10 protein-coding genes are annotated in these 14,886 nt (G+C 72.2%); 2 read left to right on the plus strand and 8 right to left on the minus strand.

From position 1 onward, the window contains the following. Positions 1–103 precede the first annotated feature (103 nt). The gene (locus tag ACWGJ5_RS16585) at positions 104–1,522 is read left to right on the plus strand and encodes a GH39 family glycosyl hydrolase (RefSeq protein WP_453310435.1); all 1,419 of its coding nucleotides are present in this window, start codon (positions 104–106) and stop codon (positions 1,520–1,522) included. A 50-nt stretch (positions 1,523–1,572) separates the two neighbouring features. Here ACWGJ5_RS16585 and ACWGJ5_RS16590 read toward each other — a convergent pair whose 3' ends face one another. The 5 genes from ACWGJ5_RS16590 to ACWGJ5_RS16610 form a co-directional block, all read right to left on the minus strand. Beyond that, entirely contained in the window at positions 1,573–5,412 is a 3,840-nt protein-coding gene (locus ACWGJ5_RS16590) for a lipopolysaccharide biosynthesis protein (protein WP_453310436.1), read from the minus strand. Then, positions 5,405–6,205, minus strand: coding sequence for a polysaccharide deacetylase family protein (locus ACWGJ5_RS16595; RefSeq protein WP_453310437.1), 801 nt, complete (start codon positions 6,203–6,205; stop codon positions 5,405–5,407). The genes ACWGJ5_RS16590 and ACWGJ5_RS16595 overlap by 8 nt, the downstream gene beginning before the upstream one ends. Next, positions 6,198–7,187 carry a glycosyltransferase gene (locus ACWGJ5_RS16600; protein ID WP_453310438.1) on the minus strand — a complete coding sequence of 330 codons (990 nt, stop codon included), beginning with the start codon at positions 7,185–7,187 and terminating at the stop codon, positions 6,198–6,200. Before ACWGJ5_RS16600 ends, ACWGJ5_RS16595 begins: the two co-directional genes overlap by 8 nt. Next, positions 7,184–8,005, minus strand: coding sequence for a glycosyltransferase family 2 protein (locus ACWGJ5_RS16605; RefSeq protein WP_453310439.1), 822 nt, complete (start codon positions 8,003–8,005; stop codon positions 7,184–7,186). Before ACWGJ5_RS16605 ends, ACWGJ5_RS16600 begins: the two co-directional genes overlap by 4 nt. Before the next feature lie 405 nt (positions 8,006–8,410). Further along, positions 8,411–8,809 (minus strand): hypothetical protein, encoded by a 399-nt coding sequence (locus tag ACWGJ5_RS16610; protein ID WP_453310440.1) that lies wholly within the window; start codon positions 8,807–8,809, stop codon positions 8,411–8,413. Between the two features lie 240 nt (positions 8,810–9,049). On the opposite strand from ACWGJ5_RS16610, the gene ACWGJ5_RS16615 reads away from it, so the two are divergent. Further along, positions 9,050–9,844: an SGNH/GDSL hydrolase family protein gene (locus ACWGJ5_RS16615; protein WP_228618511.1), complete on the plus strand. Its 795-nt coding sequence runs from the start codon at positions 9,050–9,052 to the stop codon at positions 9,842–9,844. Between the two features lie 18 nt (positions 9,845–9,862). Here the strand turns inward: ACWGJ5_RS16615 and ACWGJ5_RS16620 are convergent, their stop codons facing one another. Genes ACWGJ5_RS16620 through ACWGJ5_RS16630 form a run of 3 tightly spaced genes read right to left on the minus strand, consistent with a single transcriptional unit; the run spans position 9,863 to position 14,823 of the window. After that, positions 9,863–11,506, minus strand: a complete 1,644-nt coding sequence (locus ACWGJ5_RS16620) for a serine/threonine-protein kinase (protein WP_453310441.1) — start codon at positions 11,504–11,506, stop codon at positions 9,863–9,865. Positions 11,507–11,566: 60 nt separating this feature from the next. Further along, positions 11,567–13,072 (minus strand): HoxN/HupN/NixA family nickel/cobalt transporter, encoded by a 1,506-nt coding sequence (locus tag ACWGJ5_RS16625; RefSeq protein WP_453310604.1) that lies wholly within the window; start codon positions 13,070–13,072, stop codon positions 11,567–11,569. A 29-nt stretch (positions 13,073–13,101) separates the two neighbouring features. Then, complete coding sequence (locus tag ACWGJ5_RS16630) at positions 13,102–14,823, minus strand: tetratricopeptide repeat protein (RefSeq protein ID WP_453310442.1); 1,722 nt, start codon at positions 14,821–14,823, stop codon at positions 13,102–13,104. Between the last annotated feature and the right edge of the window lie 63 nt (positions 14,824–14,886).

The following is a 14,886-nucleotide window of genomic DNA, read 5'->3' on the forward strand; positions in this document are numbered from 1 at the left end:
CCGCGCACGGCATTTCCTCCCCTTGTTCCGGGTGTTCCAAGACTGTTCCGGGTGTTCCCAAGACCTGCCCGAGGCGCCGCTTCCGCCGCTACCGTTGTCCTTGATGGGACGTCATGGGTGGGATTCGGATACTCGGCGGTGGCGGCTCACCGCCCTGCTCGGTGTGGGTGCGGCCGCGCTGGCCCTGGCCGTGACCCTGTTCAGCACGCTGTCCGGCGGACCGAGCACGGCCGGCACCATACGTGACGGCGACAAGGTGCACGGCACCCCCGCCGGTCCCGGCGCGAAACCGGAGCCGTACGTCGGCTGGGGCTTCACCCACACCCAGTACAGCGCCGACGAGGGCGCAGGCGAGGCGACCGCGCGCGTGCGGCGACTGCTCGGGCAGGATGGCGGGCTGGCGCAGAACCAGCAGATCATGGGCTGGGGCGCGGACAATCCCGAACCGGTCAAGGGGCGCTACGACTTCGGCGCCCTCGACCGCCGTGTCGACTTCATGCGCGCCTCCGGCGCCACCCCGGTGATCACGCTGTGCTGCTCCCCGGACTGGATGAAGGGCGGCAGGGCCGGCGTCGGCAACACGGACTGGAGCCGGGCCGCCCTGGAGACGGCGCCCACCCCCGGCCACTACCAGGACTTCGCCGACCTCGCCGCCACCGTGGCCCGCCGCTACCCGGACGTGAAGCACTTCGTCGTCTGGAACGAGTTCAAGGGCTTCTGGAACGACGCCAGGTCCCGCTGGGACTACGAGGGCTACACCAAGATGTACAACCTCGTGTACCAGGCACTGAAGAAGGTCGACAAGGACATCATGGTCGGCGGCCCCTACCTGGTGATGGACAGCGTCGACCCGCGTGACCAGAACGCCTCCACCGCACTGAAGGGGCCCTGGGGCGCCATGGACCAGCGGGTGCTCGACGCGTTCTCCTACTGGAACGCGCACAGGGCGGGCGCCGACTTCACGGTGGTCGACGGCGCCAGCTACACCCGCGACGACGACATGCTGCCGAACGAGTTCGCGGCCACCGGCAAACTGACGGCGGTCGGCGCATGGGTACGGCAGCAGACCCACGGCCTGCCGCTGTGGTGGGCCGAGTACTACGTGGAACCCGGTGACGGCCACGACGACCGCAAGGGCTGGTCCGAGCCGCACCGCGTCGCCGTACAGGCCACCGGGATGATCGCCATGGTCAAGGGCGGCGCGGAGTCCGGCTTCTACTGGAACCCGGAGGGCAGGACGGGCACCGACTGCCCCGGCTGCCTGTGGACGCCCACCGACAGCGCCGGCGGCGGCAAGGCCCTGCCCATGTACGACCTGGTGTCCCGGTTCGCCAGAGCGTTCCCGCCCGGCACCAGGTACGAGACGGTCCAGGTCGCGCCGGACGATGTGCCCAACGTCCGCGTCCTGGCCGACGCCAGGACCGTCCTCGTGGTCAACACGCAGAACCGGACCATCAGCGCCCGGATCGACGGCAGGCGGTTCGACATGCAGCCGTACGAGGTGAAGTGGCTCGACCGCTGAGCCACCCCACACCCGTCACCTCATGTGTCACCTCATGCATCACTCATACGTCACTTCATGGTCAGGAACCGCTGCACCAGCGAGGCCAGCACCACCGCCAGCAGCGGCAGCGAGAACCAGAACGTGCCCTGCAGCAGCCGCAGTTGGCGTACGCCCGGCCGGACGGCGACCCGTACGACCTCCCGCACGGCCAGCAGCAGGACCAGGACGACGGCGGCCAGCGCGCCGACCACCGACCACGGGGTCCAGGTCACCTGGGGCCCGATCGGCCCCGGGTGCGGCTTCGGCACCGGCGCCGCCGGCTGCCTGCGCAGCGCGAACACGGTGACGTCGTCGTTGACCAGGACCTTCGTCAGTTCCTGCCGGTCGTCCAGGTTCTCGATCAGCCGGGGCTCCCAGGTCGCGGAGTAGCCCGCGTCCAGCCGCAGATAGGTCACCTGACTCTTGTTGATCATCAGATACGAGTTCGGGCCGGCGTCCTTGAGCGCCTTGACCAGGCCCGACACCAGCACCGGGTCGGTCGGCGCGAGCGTCGGCACGTAGTTCACCCGCTCCATGTCCTTCGACCCCCACGGCATCGCCGGGGTCACGTCGTTGACCGTGTCCTGGGTCAGCCACAGCAGCCGCAGTGTCGGCTTGTCGTGGGCGTACACCCAGTTCATGGCCGCGACCTCGCCGGGCCGGGTGCGCTCGAACGGCTCGTTGCCCCAGCGGGCCACCAGGAAGCCGCCCATCAGCAGCAGCCCGGCAAGCAGCGCGGCCAGCGGGGCGAGGCTCACCCGGTCCTTCTCCCGTTCCTGCGCGGTGGCGCCGGTGCGCGGGAAGAGGGCGAGGGCGCCGAGCAGGGCCGCGCCGGGCACCGCGAACATGAAGACGCGCAGCGCCATCTCACCGCCGTACGACTGCATGCCGAAGCCCAGGAAGGGCACGAAGGTGAGCACCAGCAGCGAGCGTTCGCGGTAGCGGTGGAAGCGCCGGCGCCACCAGCCCCAGCAGGCGACGGTCATGACCGAGCCGGCCAGCAGCACCCGGGTGTACAGCACCAGCTTGTGGGTCGAACTGCCGCCCTGGATCCGGCCGGACACGGACGTGGAGACATTGCTGCCGACTCCGCCGACCCCGCCGAACAGGTCGTTGAAGTGCCCCGACCAGTACGGCTCGGCCATGAAGCCCACCCAGACCGCGACCAACACGGCGAACAGCAGCGGCAGCCCGCGCAGCTCGGACCGGCCCAGCAGGACGAGGGCGGCGAGCACGCCGAGCATGACGAACGGGGTGAGCTGGTGCGCGGGCACGCTCGCCGCGTACAGGCCGATCAGCACCAGCAGGAGGACCGCCCGCTGGCGGCGGCCGGCCGGTTCCACCTCGGCCTCGCCCGGCCGGAACTTCGTCCAGATCACCCGCGGCGGGCGGAACCAGACCAGCAGGATCGCCACGAACACCAGGTACAGGAGGTAGGTGAAGCCCTGGGGCGAGAAGTAGTCCTGGCCCACCCAGCCGCACAGCACGAACAGCCAGACGCCGGTCCACTTCGCCCGCCAGCTCGCCCGCAGGGACCGGGTGAGCAGGAACATCGGTGCCAGGTAGGCGAGTTGGACGGCCGTCGGCCACCAGCGGATGACCTCGGTGAAGTCGGTGACCCCGCAGGCCCGGCCGACGAACGCGGCCACCGCGAAGAAGCCCGGCCAGCTCCAGCGGGCGTCCAGATCCGGTACGGCGGACCCGGTGCGGTCGATGTAGTCGATGAACCCCAGGTGCTGCCAGGCCGTCGGGAACCGCGGCTCGGTCTCGATCACCGCGGGCAGCGCGTGCAGCGAGACGACGGTCGCCACCAGCGTGAGCAGCAGCAGCGCCCGGTGCTCGCGGCGCAGCCAGAGCAGCGCGGCGAAGACGATCACCAGCAGGGCCGCTCCGACCAGCGTCGGCAGCGGCAGCACCGAGACCAGCCCCAGCCCGCCCATCCGGTCCAGGTCGCCCTCGCCGAGCCGCAGCGCGGGCACCCAGTAGAGCAGCAGCGCGGCGATCAGCAGACAGCCGAGGACCACACCGGTGCGGGTGGGCAGCAGCCCCTGCCGCAGCGACACCGGCGCCGTCGGTTCGGCGGGCACGGACCCGTCCGGTACGGCCATTCCCGCCGGCTCCTGCGCTCGGGGCGCGTCGATCCCCGCCACGGAGTCGGTCCTCCCGACGGACGCGTCCAGTTCCTCCGCCGTGAACGGCGCGTCGACCTCCGCGGCCTCCGCCGCCCGCAGCAGTTCCGCCTCGGCCGGGCCGAGTGAGGCCTCGGTGCCGGGCGCCCTCTCCTCCACCGGGAGACCGACCGGAGGTGCCGGCGGCGGCACCGGCATACCGGCGGGCGGGGTGCCGGGGCCCGGGCGGACGTCCGGCCGGCGCTCCACGTGGTCGAAGTCGACGTGCACGCCGAGGGCGAGGGTGTCGGAGTCCAGCGCCCAGGCCGGGCTGTGCCGCCGCGCCGGAGAGGCCGGAATCCCGGGTGCTCCCAGGTCGGCGAGGTCCCCGTCCGGTGCCGCCGAGTCGGGCACGGCGTCGGTCGCGGCCCGGATCGTCCTCCAGAGCCTCGGCGCGGCGATCGCGGCGATCACCGCGAGGCCGGCGGCCTCGGCGAGGCCCGCGCCGGTCAGCCCCATCCGAGGCAGGAGCAGCAGGGTCAGGCCCAGCGTCAGGGCGCACAACAGGCCCTGGAGCCAGGCGAGTCCGGCGGTGCGGCTGCGGGCGCGCAGCACCGCGAAGTACGTCTCGATCACGACCCGCAGCACCGAGCCGACCGCAAGCCAGCGCAGCAGCGGGGTCGCCGCGTGCGCGTAGCCCGCGCCGAACACGCCGAGGATCCAGGGCGCGCCGACGATCCACAGGGCTGCGATGGGCAGCATGATCCGGGCCATCCGCTTCAGCGCGGCGCGGGTGTAGGCGGCCAGCCGTGCCGGGTCGTGCGAGCCCTCGACCGTGAGGGAGGCGCCCATGTTGATGGCGAGCAGGTCGGTCGTGCCGCCGATGGTGGTGGCGATGTAGAAGTACGCGTTCTCCGCCGAGCTGACCTGCGAGGCGACGATCACCGGAACCAGGTAGATCACCGCGAGGGAGAACAGCGAGCCGGTGTAGTCCCCGGCCAGGAACCTGCCGACCTGTTTCAGTGTCGGCGGCTCGGTGCGCCCCTCGGTCGCCTTGACGTGCCGGGGTGCCAGCCGCCGGAACACCAGCCAGCCCAGCGGCACCACCGAGGTGGCGATCGCGGCCACCCAGGAGACGAAGACGCCGGTGGTCGGGATGGCCGCGGCGAAAGCGACGAGCAGGGCCAGCTTCACCGCCGAGAACACGGTGTTGCCCACCGGCACCCAGGTGGCGCTGCGCAGCCCGGTCAGCACCCCGTCCTGCAGGGTGAGCACGTTCCAGGCGACGACGGCCGCGACGAAGCCGAGCCCGTTGACCGTCCCGTGCAGGAAGCGGTACGACGGCCCCCAGGTGTCCAGGGTCAGCAGGAAGACGCCCGCCGCGACCGCCACCAGCAGGGAACTGCCCGCGTAGGTACGGAAGACGAGCCGTCCGGTGCGTCTGCCGGCCACCGGGATGAACCGGGCCAGTGCGCCGGTCAGGGTCACCGCGGTCAGCCCGGCGAGGAACTTCATCGCGGCGATGGCGGCCGAGCCCTGCCCGACCGCCGACTCGGAGTAGTAGCGTGCCGCGGCCAGCCAGAAGCCCAGTCCGAGGACGGCGGAGATGCCGGTGTTGAGCATCAGCGCGTAGGCGTTGCGGAACAGCGGGCTGCCGCCGGAGGACCGGCCGGTGCCGGGCAGCCTGAGGCGGCGCCCTGACTTCTGGGGCGGCTCGGCGCCGGTCGTCGTGGACTCGGTCGTGGTCGTCGTGTCAGACACGGGAACGGATGGCCTTCCGGCGGACCTGACGGGCTCTGCGGACGAGGGCGTAGCCCTTGGTGAGGGCGCGGTCCCTGGCGAAGGTGCGGGCGACGGCCCGGCCGTGGAGCAGCTGCTCGAACTCCTCCACACCGGTGGCGCGCCGCACCGTGACCCGCTGCAGCGCGTACGGCCCCTGGCGGCGGCGGGCGAGGCCGTTGCCGACGGCGAGGGCCTGGGCGTACCCGTCCTCGCGCACGGCCCGGCGGACCCTGCGGTCGGAGTAGCCGTAGGGGTAGGCGAACGACACCGGTCGGGTGCCGAGTTCGTCCCTGACGATCTCCGTGCAGCGGGTCAGTTCCGTGTGCAGCGCGTCGTCGCCCAGCTGGTCGAGCTGTGGGTGGGTGTGGCTGTGCCCGCCGATCTCGACGCCTGCGGCGGCCAGTTCGCGCACCTGCGGCCAGTCGAGCATGGCGTCCAGGCCGCCCCCGGTGTCGTACGTGCCACTGATCCAGCCGGTGGAGACGAACAGGGTGGCCGGGAAGCCGTGCTTGGCGAGGACGGGCAGGGCGTGCCGGTGCACGCCCTCGTAGCCGTCGTCGAAGGTGATCAGCACCGGCCGGGCGGGCAGCGGGCGGCCGGAGCGCCAGCGGGTTGCGAGGTCGGCGGTGGTGACCGGGGTCAGGCCCAGGTCGCCGATGAGCGCCATCTGCTCGGCGAAGGCCTCCGGCGCGACCGACAGGGCACGCGTGGCGTCGTTGGGCGATGTGGCGACGGAGTGGTACATGAGGATCGGTACGGGAGTGTCACTCACCGGTTCCCCCTTCGATCGGCGCCACCGAGAACGTCGCCCCTCCCCGCCGCGCCCGCAGGCTGCCCAGCGCGTAGCCGCCGGCGGCGCTGAGCACCCCGGCGACGATCGCGCCCGCGCGTCCCGCGCCGCCCGGCCGGGCCAGGAAGGCGTCCCGCAGGCCACGAACGACCCCGGCGGGCAGCACCCTGGTGGTGTAGCGGCGTTCGGACTCCAGGCCCTTGTCCGCGCCGACGCTCCGGGCGACCAGCGCCTTGGACAGGCCCTCGGCGTAGGTGCGGGTGCGGAAGTAGGCGAAGTGCTCGCGGGGCTCGGGCACCCGGTGGTGGATCACCGCGCGGTCGTCGATGAGCAGGACGGCGTCGGGGCGGGCCCGGGTGAGGCGGATGCACAGCTCCGTCTCCTCACAGCCCAGCGGGCGGCGGTCGCCGGCGCGGCCGATACCGGTCGCGAAGCCGCCCGCCGCCTCGAACGCCGTACGCCGGAAGGAAGCGTTTCCGCCGAGCACGTTGCGCACCCGGACCCGGCCCGGCGGCAGCCCCTTGTAGGTGCAGCCCACCACCCAGTCGAACTCCTCCGGGAACCAGGCCGGCCGCCGGCCCGACGCCCAGACGGGCACCGTACGGCCGCCGACCGCCATGACGCGCGGGTCGGCGTAGCCCTCGGCGAAGCGGCGCAGCCAGTCGCGTTCGGCGACGGCGTCGTCGTCCAGGAAGGCGATGACCTCGCCGTGGGAGGCGGCGATGCCGGTGTTGCGGCCGGCGGACAGGCCGCGCGGGCCCGCGTTGGCCAGCACCCGGGCGCCCGCGCTCTCCTTGTACTCGCGCTCCAGCCGGTCCTTCAGGACCGGGTTGTGGTCCACGACCAGGAGCGTCTCCAGCGCCGGGTACGACTGCGCGCGCACCGAGGAGACCGCCGCGAGGATGTCCTCCCAGCGGTCCTCGGTGTACACGCAGATCACGACGGAGATGCCGGGATCTCTCAAGACACCTCTCCCCGGACCGCGTCGAGCATCGGCGAGTGGTGTTCCTGGCGGCGCAGTTCGCGCCGGTTGGAGCGCTCCCTGAGGATGACCTTGAGCACCCGGATCCCGTCGCGTACGGCCCGCAGGTTGCTGGTGCCGTGGATGCGGAGGTACTCGTGGCTGGGTATCTCCTGGACCTTCAGGCCGGCCTTGACCACTCTGATGTTCATCAGCGTCTCGACCTCGAAGCCGGTGCAGTCCAGGTCGATCTTGTCCAGGCAGTGCCGCCAGAACGCGTTGTAGCCGTAGCACAGGTCGGTGTAGCGGGCGCCGAACTTGCGGTTGACGACCGTGCACAGCGCCCAGTTGCCGAGCTTGCGGATGAAGGTCATGTCGTCGGTGCCGCCGCCGTTGGCGAAGCGCGAGCCCTTGGCGAAGTCGGCGCCGGAGACCAGGGCGGAGACGTACGACACGATCTCGTTGCCGTCGGCGGAGCCGTCCGCGTCGACCATCACGATGATGTCGCCGCTGCAGGCCTCGAACCCGGTGATCAGGGCATCCCCTTTGCCCTTGCCCCGCTGTTCGACGACCTTGACGTCCGGCCACAGCGAACGGGCCACTTCGACGGTGTCGTCCGTGGAATTGCCGTCCACCAGGACGACTTCGTGTATCCAGTCCGGAAGGGTCTTGAAGACGTAGGGCAGATTCTCAGCCTCGTTCATGGCGGGAATCACCACGCTCACCGGCGGCGTGATCGCCAGGTGGGAGGAGATCGGCCGGTAGTGCGCGGCGATTAAAGGATCTTGGCCCGAACTCGGCGGGCGCAGGACGGAACTCATGTGTCTTTTCCCTCTCGTCCGGTGGACCGCCCACCCCCGGGCGGTCCGGCTCTGTCTCCGGTTCGAAAGGGGGGTTCTCGTCATCTTCGGCACGGGGGACCGATCGGCGAATCGATCTGTGAATCGACTGCGAACCGATCTCCGTGCACGTCGATGAGCTGGCAAAGCTGGCCGTCTGCCGGAGAAGAACGGCAGCCGGTCGCGCGGCACGACTCGGTCACAGTTGCGGTCACCGAGCACGGCACCCCCCTACCGCGCCCCGCGCCGGTGGACGCCGCGGCCCTGAGCCCTCCCCTGGAGCCGTGTGCCGACGTGCCGGTGCGGGTGAGATGTACGACGTTATTGACGATTGAACCCGAAAGGCAACCCCTGGGGGACTGCCTCACGGTTTTGTTGGTTTGGCCGTTACACAACCTTGGCCGGTGCTGCTCGGGTTTGTGTGCGTTTTCCGGAAATTCGTTCCCGGATCAGGACCAGGAGCAGAAGCAGCAGACTCAGCAGGGTCACCGCGACCACCCCGCCGCGGACCGACCAACGGTGGACCGCGAGCATGCCTTGGGCAACCAGCATGTTGACGACGGCCGAGCCCGCAAGTGCGCAGAGCGCTCGGCCGAAGGGATCCAGCCCGCGCAGCGCCGCGGCGAGCGCCACGGCCGGCGCCGCGATCAGGAAGAACAGGGTGCACGGGCCGCGCAGCGGAGAAGCGGAGTCGATGAGAGCGAGCAGCGCGCCGAACCCCGCGACAGCGGTCGCGGCCCCCGCGAGCAGCGGCAATGAAGATGTCTTGATGCGTATGGTCTGCATGACCGACTTTGCCCCCCGACGCGCCGGATGCCGGGCTTCAATGTGGCGCAGTCCATATGGGGTCGTCAAGACGGCGGTTGTCGAACCGTCAACCGAACTGGCATGTCCATGCAATAGGTGAGCAGTGAACGTTTCGCGTTGATCCTGTTGAGACCACAAAAGTCTTGGCATGAACACTTCCCGTCAACACGCGTAGTTGCTACGACAGTTGTGGCAGAGATCCTGCTAAAGGGAGGTTCCATGAGACGTTCCCGACTTACCGGATTCGTTACCTCGCTCCTCCTCGCCGCCGGCCTCGGTCTCACCGGGGCCGGCCATGCGACCGCCGCCACCGGTGGCTATGTGGCCCTCGGCGACTCCTACTCCTCCGGAGTCGGCGCGGGCAGCTACATCAGCTCCAGCGGCTCCTGCGACCGCAGCACCAAGGCGTACCCGTACCTGTGGAACGCCGCCCACAGCCCGTCCTCGTTCGCGTTCAACGCCTGTTCGGGCGCCACGACGGACGACGTCATGGCGGGCCAGCTCGGCTCGCTCAGCTCCTCGACCTCACTGGTGTCCATCACCATCGGCGGCAACGACGCAGGCTTCTCCGACGTCATGACGACCTGTGTGATCCAGTCCGACAGCGCCTGCATCGACCGGATCAACACCGCGAAGGCGTACGTCGACTCCACGCTCCCCGGCAAGCTGGACACCGTCTACAACGCGATCAGCGCCAAGGCTCCCAACGCCCGGGTGGTCGTGCTCAGCTACCCCCGCTTCTACCTGCTGGGCCAGACCTGCCTCGGCCTCTCCGACACCAAGCGGTCCGCGATCAACGGCGCGGCCGACTACATCGACGCCGCCATCCAGAAGCGCGCCCAGGCCCACGGCTTCGTCTTCGGCGACGTCCGCACCGCCTTCTCCACCCACGAGATCTGCTCCGGCGACTCGTGGCTGCACAGCGTCAACTGGCTCGACATCGGCGAGTCCTACCACCCCACCGCGGCCGGTCACTCCGGCGGCTATCTGCCGGTGTTCACGAACAACGCGTGACCCGAACGGGCTCGCCCCTCAGGGTGAACTCCCCGGCGAGCCCGATGCCGAAGCGGAGGCCCCGCCCGACGGGGTCTCCGTCGCCGTGGCCGTCGTACAGCTCACCGAGAACGGGACCGAGTTCGACGTGGTCTGCACGGGAGCGCGCACCTTCACACCGATCTGGTCCTCGGTCGTCCCGCTGCCGCGGTACACCGTCAGGGTCACCCGCACCTGCCGGCTCTTCCCGCCGCCGTCCGGGAACGACAGCGTGTGCCACCCCGGGTCGGACACCGATCCACGGGTCGTCACCCATCGGTACTCCACCTGCGCGGGCAGCCGCCCCACCGTGAACGTCGCCGTGAAAGAGGGCGTCTGCCCGGCCGGCGGCGGACAGCTCCCGGAGTACGTCGTGTGCGCGCCGGCCACGGTGACGTCCACCGACTGCGCCGGCTGTGCGCTCGAAGACGTGCTGCCGCTCGGCGACGGCGGCGGGGTCGTGCCCGAGCCGGTGCTGCCGTGCGCGGTCGGTGTCTGTGCGCCGCCGCTCACCCGGGTGCCGCCGCCCGCGTTCCCCTGACCGCCGCCGTTGCCGCGGTTCAGCAGCGCGTACGTCAGCCCCGCCAGCGCGAGCGCGAGGACGAGCAGGCCCGCCACCAGCACCGCGCCCGCCCGCCGGCTGCGCCGGGGCGCGTCGGAGCCCGTGGACGTCGTTGACACCGTGGGCGTCGTGGCGCCGGACACGGGCAGCGGCGGAGTGGGGTGGGGCCGCTGGTACGGCGCGGCGGCCGTCGGCGCGGTGTACGGCGGCACCGGCAGCGTGGCCGCCCGGGGCGCACCTCCCCCAGAGGGGGCACCTCCGGCTGCGACGATCCGCAGCTCGTGTTCCGCCCGCCCGGCGTCCAGCCGCTCGGCGGGATCCTTGCGCAGCAGCCCCTCGATGACCGGAGCCAGCGGACCTGCCCGGCGCGGCGGCGGCAACTCCTCGTCCACCACGGCACGCAGGGTGCTGATCGGGGTGTCGTACCGGAACGGCGAGACGCCCTCCACCGCCGCGTACAGCAGCACGCCCAGCGACCACAGGTCCGACTCCGGCCCCGGCGTCCGCCCCAACGCCCGCTCCGGGGCGAGGAATTCGGGCGAGCCGATCACCTCACCGGTCATGGTCAGCGCGGAGCTGCCCTCGACCGAGGCGATTCCGAAGTCGGTCAGCACCACCCGGCCGTCGTTGGCGAGCAGCACGTTGGCCGGCTTCACGTCCCGGTGCAGCACCCCGGCGGCGTGCGCGGCGCGCAGCGCGGACAGCACCTCGGCACCGATGTGCGCCGCCCGCTGCGGCGACAGCGGGCCCTCCGCCTCCAACTGGTCGGCGAGCGAGAGCCCGCGCACCAGCTCCATCACGATCCACGGCCTGCCGCCCTCCAGGGCCACGTCGTACACCGTGACGACGTTGCGGTTGGCGACCCGGGCCGCCGCCCACGCCTCCCGCTCCAGGCGCGCGTACATCCGCTCCACGTCGGAGGCCGGCAGCCCGGCCGGGGCCCGCACCTCCTTGACGGCCACCTCGCGGTGCAGCACCTCGTCCCGGGCGCGCCACACGGTGCCCATGCCGCCCTCGCCGAGCGGGGACAGCAGACGGTAGCGGCCCGCGATCACACGTTCGCGGCCCGGCTCTTCGGACACGGGCGCCCCCAAGGCAAGTCGTGTGATTTCTCCCCGTCGCGTGATTCACCCCAAGTTAGCTCAGCCAAGCGCGGATGCGGCCCCTTTGAGCACCAAACCGGCGCCCAGAGCCATGACGACCAGCGCGGACGCGAGCGGTACGGAGCGGCGCACCAGCCCGGCCACCGGGTGGGCGGTCCAGCGCGGACGCCGCTCCAGCACCCGGCTCACCCCCGACCCCAGCCGCACCACGGCGAACCCGGCCGCGGTGAGCGTCAGCGCGAGCCCGGCACCGTAGGCCACGACGAGCAGCAGCCCGAACCAGGCCTTCCCGAGCGCGGTGGCACCGACGAGAACCACCACGGCGGACGGGCTGGGGACAAGGCCCCCGGCGAAGCCGAGCAGGAGGGTGCCGCGGAGGGTGGGGGCAGTGGGGTGGGTGTGGGTGTGGCCGCCGTGGGTATGGGTGTGGCCGCCGTGGCTGTGGGTGTGCGCCTCGTGGGTGTGGGTGTGCCCCTCGTGGGTGTGGGCATGACCGGAGTCGCCGTGGCTGTGGGCGTGTCCACCATGGGTGTGCTCCCCATGGTGACGGGGGTGAGGGTGGCGGGTTGACCAGACCCTCCGTACGAGGCCCGCGCCGGCCGCCAGGACCAGGGCCCCGCCGGCGATGCCCAGCCAGGCGATCACCGACGGCGTGGCGGCGGAACCGGCGGTGACGAGCAGGCCCAGGGCGACCACGCCCAGAGTGTGGGTCACGGTGACCGAGGCGGCCAGCGGCAGTACGTCCCGAAGTCTTGCCCGGCCCCCGCGGGCCGCCGCTGCCGCGGCCATCAGGGTCTTGCCGTGGCCGGGCGCGAGCGCGTGCATCGCGCCGAGGACGACCGCGACGAGCAGCGCGAGCGCGGCGAAGCCGACGGTGAGGTCGTGACGGGCCACCAGGTCGTCCAGCGCGCGGGTCCAGCGGTCGGCGCCCCGCGGCAGGATCGCGGCGCCCGGTTCCGCCTGCCGCTCCTCGGCCAGGGCCGGGCCGCCGGGACGCAGGCGCACGGAGGCCGCGGTGGTGTCGGCGGGCGAGGACAGCAAGTCCTTCGGATACGTGGTCAGTTCGTGCGAGACCGACGTCTTCGGCACGTCCGTCGCGGTCAGTGTCATACGGTCGCCGCGCGCGGTGATCTCCCGCCAGCCGGGTCCGCCGGTGGCGCCCGCGCTGTGGAAGCCGAGGGTCACGGTGGCGCCGCGGGGGAGCGGGGCCGTCAGCCGGCACTCCACCCGGAGGGTGTGCAGCCCGGCCTGACCGGGACGCAGCCGCGCCGTGGCGCCGACGGCGGTCAGCGCCGCCGTACGGCCGTCGACGGTGAGCCTGCTGCCCTCGGCCGCCCGCGCACACCGCTGCCGGGCCCACTCCGCCGTGCCCAGCCGCTTCAGGTCGGGCCCGGCCTGGGTCGCGGGGATCTCGGCGAGGTCCTCCGCATGGTCGATGCGGAGCTGCCCGGGAGCGGCGACCAGGCCGTCGTAGCGGTTGACCGTGAAGTTCCCGAGCGGATGCGCGCTCGCCGGGCCGGCCGGCAGCAGCGCGAGCGCGCTCATCGCGAGGAGCAGGAAGGGGAGGCGGAACTTCACTTCGTCGCCTCCAGGGCTGTGCGGGCCACGGCCGCGCCGAGCGGGGAGAAACCGGGGTTCAGGCGCAGGGCCGCGGTGAGGGAGGCGTGACCGGCCGTGCGCCGGCCCGCGGCCAGCTCGATCATGCCCCGGTGGTACAGGAAGGCGGCGTTGCGGTAACCGGTGGCGGTGGCCCGGCGGGCGTACGGCAGCGCCTCGGCGTCCCGGCCGTTCACATGCAGCGCCCAGGCCAGCGCGTCCGCGGTGTGCACGGTGTGCCGGCGGGCCCATTCGGCGCGGGCAGCGCGCAGGGCGGCCGCCTTGTCGCCGTGGTCGGCGGCGGCCAGCGCGGTGTCGAGGTCGGCGTTGACCCCGTTGGCCTTGGCCAGTGCGATCCAGGCGTCCACGAGGGCGTACTGCCGGCGCGCCCTGGCCCGGTCGCCGGCCGCGCCCCGCGCCTCGTAGAGCTCGCCCAGTTCGACCAGCGGGCCGGGCAGCGGATACCGGGACACCACGGTCTCCATCCCCCTGATCGCCGCCGCGCGGTCCCCGCTCGCCGCCTGCGCACGCGCCCGGCCCTCCAGCGCGGGCAGGTAGGTGTCGTCGGCGGCGAGTGCACGGGCGTAGTACGCGAGGGCGGTCCGGTAATCGCCCTGGTTCCAGGCGAGTTGGCCGAGCTGCGCGGCCACGTAGGCGATGTCGCCGGGTGACGTGGCTCCCGCCAGGGCCTGCTTGAGTACCCGGCGTGCGGTCGCCACGTCACCTCGCAGCTCATGTACATACGCGTACCGCGTGAAGACCGGCACCCCCGGCTTGCGTGTGTCGGCGGTCCCGGCGGCTGTCAACGCCTCCGAATACCGGCCGAGTTCGACCAGGCCGTCGATACGGGAGGACAGCGCGCGCTCGCTGTACGGGTTCTGCCGCAGTGCCCGGTCCGCGTAGGCCAGCGCGTCCTTGAAGTCGTGCCGGGCCGCGGCGAGGGCGGCGCGGCCGGCCAGCGCCTGGTCGTTGTCCGGGGCCAGCGCGAGGGACCGGTTCAGCGCCCGTTCCGCCTGCGGGTAGCGGGCGGGGTCGCCCTTGGTCCGCGCCTGCTCGACATAGGCCAGGCCCAGCGTGGCCCAGCTTCCGGAGTCCTTGGGCTGGGTCCGCAGATGCGCCTGGAGCGCGGCGATGCTCGCGTCCAGGTCACCGCCGCCGAGCACCCCGGGGTCCACGGCAGCGGAGGCCGCCGGCACGGTGACGGGCGCCCGACCGGCCCCCAGGGCGATGGCCCCGCCGGTCAACGCGACCGCCAACAGAGCAGCACATCCGACGAGTTGGGCGCCCCGCCAGCGCCCCCCGGCAGCGGCGAGCCGCCGGACGGCGGCCACACGCTGATCGGGACCGGAGCCGACGGAGGCCGACTTCGAGGGTTCTGCGGGCGCGGGTTGGCGGGAGCCGATGGATGAGGGTTCGCCGGGGCCGCCGTGGGCGATGTGCCGGGTGGGGTGGGGGTCGGCGCGGTTGGCTGGGGGCTCTTCGGGGGCGGTGGCGGCGGTGGCCGCTTCCGAGGGCTCTTCGGCCGCGCATTGGTCGTCGGGGCTGGTGGGTGAGGTTTTTCCGGGGCGGTGCGCGATGTCCTCGGTGGGGAGGGGGTCGGAGCGGTGGGCTGATGGCTCTTCGGGGGCGGTGGCGGCGGTGGCGGTGCCCGTGCCCTTCTGCCCGTTCATGTCGTCGTCGTCCTGTCTGCGCGGGCCCATGCCGTCTCCTGCGTGCTCGGTCGTGTCGGATGGCGCGGCCCGCCGTGGGGGAAGGGAAGGTGC

The organism is Streptomyces sp. NPDC054783 (genome assembly GCF_053611725.1).

Bases quoted from the DNA above. Each gene is read 5' to 3' on its own strand.
- ACWGJ5_RS16585 (WP_453310435.1), top strand. From the start codon at position 104: ATGGGACGTCATGGGTGGGATTCGGATACTCGGCGGTGGCGGCTCACC.
- ACWGJ5_RS16630 (WP_453310442.1), bottom strand. From the start codon at position 14,823: ATGGGCCCGCGCAGACAGGACGACGACGACATGAACGGGCAGAAGGGC.
- ACWGJ5_RS16610 (WP_453310440.1), bottom strand. From the start codon at position 8,809: ATGCAGACCATACGCATCAAGACATCTTCATTGCCGCTGCTCGCGGGG.
- ACWGJ5_RS16625 (WP_453310604.1), bottom strand. From the start codon at position 13,072: ATGAGCGCGCTCGCGCTGCTGCCGGCCGGCCCGGCGAGCGCGCATCCG.
- ACWGJ5_RS16605 (WP_453310439.1), bottom strand. From the start codon at position 8,005: ATGAGTTCCGTCCTGCGCCCGCCGAGTTCGGGCCAAGATCCTTTAATC.
- ACWGJ5_RS16615 (WP_228618511.1), top strand. From the start codon at position 9,050: ATGAGACGTTCCCGACTTACCGGATTCGTTACCTCGCTCCTCCTCGCC.